Raw genomic sequence first — 5170 nt, forward strand, 5'->3', positions numbered from 1 at the left:
CGGACAGCGATGTCTTTCCGTTTTATGGAGTGGGTGAACGCTAATCGAGATGTATTCTCAGCCTATAAAGCTGCTTTGGGTTTTATTTGGGCTTGAAATCTGTTTAAGTCCCGTTAAGTAACTGTAGTTTTACCAAGAAATTGCAAAAACTCTCTCCAATTTCCCAAAAAAATTTCTCGTTTCTTACGCCTGGAAACGAGAACCTACAATTAACAGCACCGACATAGAATTGCAGCGATACGCTTAGCGCGTATCGCTTCGAGTGTTAAAACCATTTTTTCTATAAATGCCTGCTACAAATAAATGCTCATGAGCTGTAACGAGAAAACAATTACCAATTACCCTTTAGTTCATGTTGTAGCCACAGATACAAATGGTAGAAGTATCGCCCAGGATGCCCGCCAGATAACTTATTCGTGGACTGTGCCATCAGGGAGGATTGCACCCGTTAAGATTGCTTGTTGCCAATCGGAGTCTTCCAGGTAGGCTCCCCGTAGGCTAGCACCAGTCAAGTCGGCTCCCCGCATTTCTGCGACATTCAAGTTAGCTCCCCACAAATAGGCTCCCCGCAAACTTGCTTCACTCAGGTTGGCTTCACGCAAGCTTGCCATATTCAGGTTTGCTCCCGTCATGTCAGCTTCACTCAAATTGGCTTGACTCAAGTCTGCCTTACTTAAGTTCGCTTCACATAAGTCTGCTTTGGCAAGTGAGGAGTGATTTAGATTGGATGCGTGCAAATTTGCTCTAGATAGAATCGTTACACGCATCTGGGCTTCAGACAGATTTGTGGCTGCTAGGTTGGCACCACTCAGATTCGCTCCATTCAGTTTGGTCTCGCTGAGGTTGACGCCATCCAAGTCTATGCCATTGAGATCGACGCCATTTAAGTAAGCTCCTCTCAGGTGTACGCCGTTGAGTATCGTTCCTCGCAGCAATGCGCCGCTCAATCTGGCTCCACTCAGATTTGCCCAACTTAGGTTAGCATCCACCAAGTTAGCCGACCGCAAGTTTATCCCCCGCAGGTCCGAACCGCACAGGTTAACTCCGCGCAAGTTTGACAAACGCAGATTTACTGATGTTAGGATTGCACCACTTAGTTTTGCTCCGACCAGCACCGACTTAACGAGGACAGCTCCTCTTAAGTTGGCTTTTGTCAAGTCTGTCTCGATGAATCGTGCTTCGTTGACTTTGGCAAAACTCAGATCGGCTCGATGCAGGCAGGCTCCACTGAAGTTTGCTCCGATTAGGACTGCGCGACTAAGGTTTGCCGCTGATAGATAGGCTCCTGAAAAGTCTGACCCGCATAGATTGGCTCTTTCCAGGTTTATCCCTATAAGATTTTCGCCGCTAAAATCTCTTTGTCCTTCTTCATAGCGCTGTTTCAGTTCTTGTGCATCCATAGGATTTCTCCAGATTCACTTACAGATAACTTGTCTATTTTTAGAGTTCCCAAATATATCGCCAAAAATGCATTAACTTTTGGGTCATTTTTTGATTTAAGTAGTTTAAATTTTATGAATTTTTTTACATAAAAATTAAGACAATGCGATCGCTTTGTTAGTGGCTCAATTCTCTTGACTGAAGCGAACCGAGTTTTGCCACTCTAGATGCGATCGCTCTCTTTCCATTGCCAAGAGCAAGTCGCGGACTACAGCCCTGAACTAAATGGGCTAAAAGCTAACATCCGTTGAAACGGGTTCAACCGCTTACCAGTAAGCTAAAGCTTACTTTAGCTTCTCGTCAAAATTTATTTCCACCCTCGCGTCAGTGCCATGAGATTACTCAAAGGATGCGATCGCTCAAAATGGAATATCGTCGTCGTAGTCAATCTCATTAGAAAAGGGATCGAACGAGTTTGGCTGAGGATTTTCTGGTGCTGTTTGCAGATCGATCCAGCGCTTCGCCAATTCCAGCGCCTCTGCCTCGGTTTTGGCATTATGAACGGGAATCAGGCATTCTCCACCAGCACTCCAAACCTGAACGCAGAATACTGGTCGTGCTTCAATTAGCCAACCCCTGTAAATTTCTGGTGAACTCATAGCTGATACCACCCAGAGCGATTTTATTGATTATTTTGCTAACCTATCGCGCTCACTTTCGATATAACCGAAAAAAGGCTATTTTTAAAAACTAACACGTTCGCTTCACCGAAAGTGAGTTTTCGGGGAGTTTGTGTAGTATTTTTTGAAAAAAGTCATTTTTGTCATTTCATCCAATGAGACAATTCCTCACTCAAGTCTTTCGCCGAATAAAATTCCAGACGCGCCTGATAGTAGCCATTGCCCTGATGGTTCTAGCTACTCAGCTAATCGCAGCGCCAGTAAATGCTACAGGCGTTTATCAAATTCCCAATTTAGCAGCAGGCGATCGCAACTGGATTCTCGATAAAGCTGAAATTCTCAGTCGCCTTACCGAAGGTCAAATTAACACCGAGTTGGATAAATTAGCCAACGACACAGGCAATCAAGTCCGATTTGTGACCATCCGCCACCTCGATTATGGCGAAACAGTGGAAAGTTTTACCAATCAGTTGTTTGAAAAATGGTTTCCCACGCCAGAAGCGCAAGCGAATCAAATTTTACTGGTGATTGATAGCGTTACGAACAACACTGCGATTCGCACAGGTGAAAAGGTAAAGTCTATCTTGAGCGATGATATCGCCAAGAGCATTGCCGAAGAAACCGTGCTGGTGCCACTGCGGGAAGGCGACAAATACAATCAAGCTTTTTCGGATGCAGGCGATCGCTTAATTGCCGTACTAACAGGTGAGCCAGACCCAGGTCCGCCGGAAGTCAAAGATACGGTTAACGTCGAAAGAACCTTTAAAAAGGCAGAAGAAACCGACACTGGCAACGCGACTATCTGGGTGGTTGGCTTACTGCTTGCTGCCACTGTCATTCCAATGGTGACTTACTTTTTCTATCAAGGCTTCTCCGGCTAGTCTTGAACGTACTCCTGCCCGTTGATTAGAGCAAACTCAGCCCTGACAAATTCGCGCCCCAAATAAGCGGCATGATCCAGCATGGTGAGTGGGGCGGACTGAGTTTGCTCAAAAATTTTTATGGAAAGCTCTTTAGCTGTTCTGCCACTATAGACAGCGGTGTGGGTACGTTCTACCTTGCCTCGCACCGGGATGGGTTTGCCAGTTTCGGGATCGACTGCTAAACCGCGTTCGTTAATGATATTCGTGAAATGTTTAGCGCAAATTAGCCCCGCTTCCCGATCCAGGTAAATGATGAAATATCCAGCCGGATCGAGGTGAATATAACGTTTGGAAAGCTGGTCATCAATGGCAGCTAAATCTTGAGCAGTTTGAGGCATAAAAATCAAGAGATTTCTAAACAATCGACACTGTAAACAGGCTTACAGCCTATCTCAAGTTTAGTTCGTTCCTCTATTTCTCCAGAGCTTTCGTGCCTCTTAGGGTTGTTTTATTCATCGCGCTGGGCAAAAGGTAACTCCTGGTTAATTGCATCAATTTCCAGTTGCTCCATTTCGTTGATTTGATGGATGTGAGTCCGCAGAACTTGACCCAAACGCGGATTATAGAATCGATGCATACTGTAGTTGGAAGTAGCTGGGAAACCGCGACGTTTTTTATGACGTCCACCAGCACCGGGGTCGAAGCTTTGGATGCCATGCGCGATCGCCCACTCAATTGGTGCGTAGTAGCAGGCATTAAAATGCAGACAGTCAATGTCTTGGTAGCTACCCCAATAACGCCCATATAGTTGCTCACCCTTGGTGAGGCAAAAAGACATTCCGATGGGGTGCAGGTCATTCTGCTCGTCGTAGGCTGCTACAAATAACACTCGATGGCTATAGCGGGGATGCAGCTGTTCAAAAAATCGCCGAGTTAAATACTTACTTCCCCACCAACCAAACTTGTCACAGGTATCGGCGTAGAAGTCATACATTAACGAAAACAGCGGCTTCGGAATCTCATCACCCGTGAGGGTTCTGATTTGCAAACCGGCTTTTTCTACCGCCTTGCGTTCCCGTTTGATGTTACGGCGCTGATTCGCGTTAAACGCGCCCAGGTAATCATCAAACGTATTAAAGCCCGTGTTTTGCCAAATGAAACTATGGTGCAGCCACGGCGTAAAACCGTGTCGTTCCAGAATCGGTCGCCATTCGGGGTCTACATAGAGGAAATGACAGCCACTAATCCGATTTTTTTGGCAAAAATGGTCAATCGCCTCCACCATTAGCTCGGTTAGTTCATCCTCATCTTCACCAGGGGCAATTAAGAAGCGATAGCCTTCCGCTGGGGTCATCGGAGACATTCCCAGTAATTTTGGATAGTATTGCACCCCTAAGCGTTGGGCTAAATCTGCCCACTGATGGTCAAATACAAATTCACCATAACTATGCCCTTTCAGATAAAGCGGTGCAGCCCCAATTAGCTGCCTGTCTCGCCATATCGTTAGGTGAGTGGGTAGCCAACCCGTTTTAGCGCCGACGCTACCAGAAGTTTCCATATTGTTGAGCCAATCCCATTCTAGGAAAGGCGTTTTCAACGGCAGAGCGATCGCGTCCCACTCGGCTTGCGGCACTTCAGCGATTTTACTAATCCAAGCAACAGAATAGCGGGGTTTCAGTTGTTCCACCATTTCAGGAATCAGGGGTAGAGCGTTGGTTGCAACTCAGACTGGATGAGAAAGCCTCTTCTAGGGTAATGGAACTTTCCCGATCTCATCAAAGAGAAAGTAAAGAGAAAGCGATCGCGAGAGCAAAAACTTCTAGATTATTCAGGACTGACTCGCTGAACGCTTAAAACCTAGATTCCCCTAACTTCTTTATAAATTGAGGGAAATCAAGTCAAAGTCCCCTAATTTATCGGGGGATGCAAGGGGTATCTCTGCATAAGTCCGATTATTTTAAAAACCAGCAATGCCTGCTAGCTGTTATTAAGATGCAATTCCATAGAAAATAGACCTAGTAACTAAGCTTCTAGTGCTGTAAACCATCAAGGCTCCTTGTATTCAAACTTACTTATAAACTTCATACTGGACTCATTCTCCAGCTAGAACATGGGTGCAATACGAGTAGTTATATTAGTTATAAGTAAGCTAAAGCTTTAAAAATCCACTGCCTTGCAAGCTTTACAGAGAAGGCAGAAAATAGCAATTCTCTCAAGAAGATGCTGGGCGGGTGAAGGATCGAGCGA

Annotated in this window: 5 protein-coding genes; 1 reads left to right on the forward strand and 4 read right to left on the reverse strand. The window is 45.6% G+C overall.

Annotated elements, in window-relative coordinates:
* Positions 1–410: 410 nt before the first annotated feature.
* Both NDI34_RS27585 and NDI34_RS27590 read right to left on the reverse strand, forming a co-directional pair.
* A complete protein-coding gene (locus NDI34_RS27585) occupies positions 411–1400 on the reverse strand; it encodes a pentapeptide repeat-containing protein (RefSeq protein WP_190426856.1) in 990 nt (329 codons plus the stop codon).
* Between the two features lie 399 nt (positions 1401–1799).
* Complete coding sequence (locus tag NDI34_RS27590) at positions 1800–2039, reverse strand: hypothetical protein (protein WP_190410239.1); 240 nt, start codon at positions 2037–2039, stop codon at positions 1800–1802.
* A gap of 176 nt (positions 2040–2215) precedes the next feature.
* Between NDI34_RS27590 and NDI34_RS27595 the strand changes: the two genes are divergently transcribed.
* Positions 2216–2941, forward strand: coding sequence for a TPM domain-containing protein (locus tag NDI34_RS27595; protein ID WP_190410238.1), 726 nt, complete (start codon positions 2216–2218; stop codon positions 2939–2941).
* Here NDI34_RS27595 and NDI34_RS27600 read toward each other — a convergent pair.
* Positions 2938–3321, reverse strand: a complete 384-nt coding sequence (locus NDI34_RS27600) for a DUF4346 domain-containing protein (RefSeq protein ID WP_348234426.1) — start codon at positions 3319–3321, stop codon at positions 2938–2940. The two genes, NDI34_RS27595 and NDI34_RS27600, sit on opposite strands and share 4 nt — an antisense overlap.
* Before the next feature lie 110 nt (positions 3322–3431).
* Complete coding sequence (locus tag NDI34_RS27605; RefSeq protein ID WP_348234427.1) at positions 3432–4613, reverse strand: GNAT family N-acetyltransferase; 1182 nt, start codon at positions 4611–4613, stop codon at positions 3432–3434.
* Positions 4614–5170 lie beyond the last annotated feature (557 nt).

The organism is Trichocoleus sp. DQ-U1 (assembly GCF_039961925.1).
GTDB lineage: Bacteria > Cyanobacteriota > Cyanobacteriia > Cyanobacteriales > FACHB-T130 > FACHB-T130.